Raw genomic sequence first — 3120 nt, forward strand, 5'->3', positions numbered from 1 at the left:
TTCGTCCCGCTGATACCGAACGACGACACCGCCGCACGACGCGGCTGCCCCGTCTCCGGCCAATCCCGCGCCTCGGTCAGCAGCTCGACCGCACCCGCCGACCAATCCACCTGCGGCGTCGGCTCATCCACGTGCAGCGTCCGCGGCAGCACACCGTGCCGCATCGCCATCACCATCTTGATGATGCCGCCCACACCGGCGGCCGCCTGCGTGTGACCGATGTTCGACTTCAACGAGCCGAGCCACAACGGCCGCTCCGCGTCACGGTCCTGCCCATACGTGGCCAGCAGCGCCTGCGCCTCGATCGGGTCACCAAGCTTCGTACCCGTCCCGTGCGCCTCCACCGCATCGATCTGATCAGTCGTCAGACGGGCGTTGGCCAGCGCGGCCCGAATCACCCGCTGCTGCGACGGACCGTTCGGCGCCGTCAGACCGCTGCTCGCACCGTCCTGGTTCACCGCGCTGCCGCGCACCACAGCCAGCACCGGGTGCCCGTTGCGCCGGGCGTCCGACAGCCGCTCGACCAGCAGCATGCCCACGCCCTCGGACCACGTGGTGCCATCAGCAGCAGCCGCGAACGACTTGCAACGACCGTCCGCCGCCAGCCCCCGCTGACGGCTGAACTCCACGTAGGCGCCCGGAGTGAACATCACCGCCACGCCACCCACCAGCGCCAGCGAGCACTCGTCCTGCCGCAGCGCCTGCACCGCCAGGTGCATGGCCACCAGCGACGACGAACACGCCGTGTCCACCGTCACCGCCGGCCCCTCCAGACCGAAGGTGTAGGAGATGCGGCCCGACGCGACACTGCCCGAGCTGCCGGTACCCATGAAGCCTTCCAGCCCTTCCGGGACCGGATTCACGCGGGAACCGTAGTCGTGGTACATCACACCGGCGAAAACTCCGGTACGGCTGCCACGAAGTGACGCCGGGTCGATCCCGGCCCGCTCGAACGCCTCCCACGACGTCTCCAGCAGCAGCCGCTGCTGCGGGTCCATCGCCAGCGCCTCACGCGGCGAGATGCCGAAGAGCCCCGCGTCGAACTCGGCGACGTCGTGGAGGAACCCGCCCTCGCGGCTGTAGGTCTTCCCCGCCCGCTCCGGGTCCGGATCGTAGATGTCCTCGTCCCAGCCACGGTCCGTGGGGAACTCCGAGATTCCGTCGCGGCCATCGGTGACCAACCGCCACAAGTCATCCGGAGAGTTCACATCTCCCGGATACCGGCAGCTCATCCCCACAATCGCAATCGGCTCGGCCTCTGCCGACTCAACCTCGTTCAGACGCTGGCGAGTCTGATGCAGATCGGCCGTCACCCGTCGCAGGTACTCGACGAGCTTCTCTTCGTTCACCACTGACGTAGTCTCCTGGAGTCGTTGGGGCAGTCCTGAAGCGTGAATTTCACGACTCGCCGAGTGCGTTGTCGATGAAGTCGAAAAGATCGTCAACCGTTGCCGAGCGAAGCTTGTCCGCAACGTCGTCGCTACCAGCGGCGTCCGACGAGTTTCCGTTCCACTGAGAAAGAATGTTCTTGAGCCGCGAGGCGACCAGGGCCTGCGTGGCGTCGTCAGGGGAAGCCCCCGACAGCAGCGCCTCCACCCGGTCGAGTTCCGCGACCAGTGCGGTTTCCCGCTGTGCAGGGCCGTCGTCCACGATCTCGGCCTGCAGATGCTGGGCGAGGACCGCGGGGGTGGGGTAGTCGAAGAGGAGCGTGGCCGGCAGTCGCAGCCCGGTCGCCCCGTTCAGCCGGTTGCGCAGCTCCACGGCGGTGAGGGAGTCGAACCCGGCGTCCAGGAAGCCCAGTTCAGCACCGACCGCGTCCGCCGAGGCATGCCCCAGCACAGCGGCCGCCTCGCCGCAGACCAGATCCAGCAGCACGCGCTGCCGCTCGGCCTCCGAGAGCCCGGCCAACCGGCCCTTGAGCGCCGCCACGGCGTCCGGCCCCGCGGCCGCCGACGACGCCTTACGGGCGGGAGCCCGGACCAGGCCCCTGAGCAGGGCAGCCACCTCACCGGAGGCCGCCGCCTGAGCACGGAAGGCCGCCAGGTCCAGCCGCGCCGGCACCAGCACCGCCTCGTCCGTCGCGCACGCGGCGTCGAACAGCTCGAGACCCTCACGCGACGAGAGACCACGAAGTCCGCTGCGCGCCATCCGCTGCAGGTTCCCGTCGCCGAGCGCACCGGTCATGCCCGACGCCTCCGCCCACAGGCCCCAGGCAAGGGAGACCGCCGGCAGACCCAGCGCCTTGCGGTGCTGGGCGAGCCCGTCCAGGAACGCGTTGGCCGTCGCGTAGTTGCCCTGCCCCGGCCCACCGAAGAGGGCCGCAACCGAGGAGAACAGCACGAAGGCGGACAAGTCCAGGTCCCGAGTCAGCTCGTGCAGGTGCCACGCGGCGTCCACCTTCGGCCGCAGCACCATGCCGAAGCGCTCGGGAGTGAGCGACTCGATCACACCGTCGTCCAGCACACCCGCCGTGTGCACCACCCCGGTCACCGGCACCTCAGCGGGGACCTGCGCGAGCATCTCCGCGAGAGCCTCGCGGTCGGCGACGTCGCAGGCCGCCAGCGTGACCTGGGCGCCGGCCTCGGTCAGCTCCGCCACCAGCTCGGCCGCGCCCGGGGCAGCCTCACCGCGACGGCTGACCAACAGCAGATGACGCACCCCATGACGAGCAACAAGGTGACGGGCCACCAACGCACCCAGAGTGCCGAAGGCGCCGGTCACCAGGACCGTCCCCTCGGGGCCGAAGACCGCCTTGGCGTCCTCGGCGGCCGCACCCGCAACGCGCGCCAGGCGCGGCACCCACACCGCACCGCCGCGCACCGCCAGCTGCGGCTCGCCCGCGGCCTCCGCCCACGCCAGGACCTTGGACGCGCCCTCGCCGTCGACGTCCAGCAGGACGATCCGCCCCGGGTGCTCGGACTGCGCCGAACGCACCAGGCCCCAGACCGACGCCGCAGCCAGGTCGGTGACGTCCGAGCCGGGCTCCACCGCGACGGCACCCCGGGTCACCAGCACCAGCCGGGACTCGGCCCACCGCTCATCGGCAACCCACGCCTGCACCACCGCCAACACCCGGGCCGCCGTCTCCCGAACAGCAGCGATCGGGCCCTCGAGAGAGGT

2 protein-coding genes are annotated in these 3120 nt (G+C 70.6%); both read right to left on the reverse strand.

What is annotated here, in order from left to right; translation table 11 throughout:
• The coding region (locus ACFQ87_RS45265) for a type I polyketide synthase (RefSeq protein ID WP_380616884.1) at positions 1–1349 on the reverse strand (1349 nt) is incomplete at its 3' end.
• A gap of 49 nt (positions 1350–1398) precedes the next feature.
• Positions 1399–3120: beta-ketoacyl reductase (locus ACFQ87_RS45270; protein WP_380616885.1), on the reverse strand; the 1722-nt coding region annotated here is incomplete at its 5' end.

Origin of the sequence: Kitasatospora sp. NPDC056531 (assembly GCF_042794375.1) — a bacterium.
Classification (GTDB): Bacteria; Actinomycetota; Actinomycetes; order Streptomycetales; family Streptomycetaceae; genus Kitasatospora.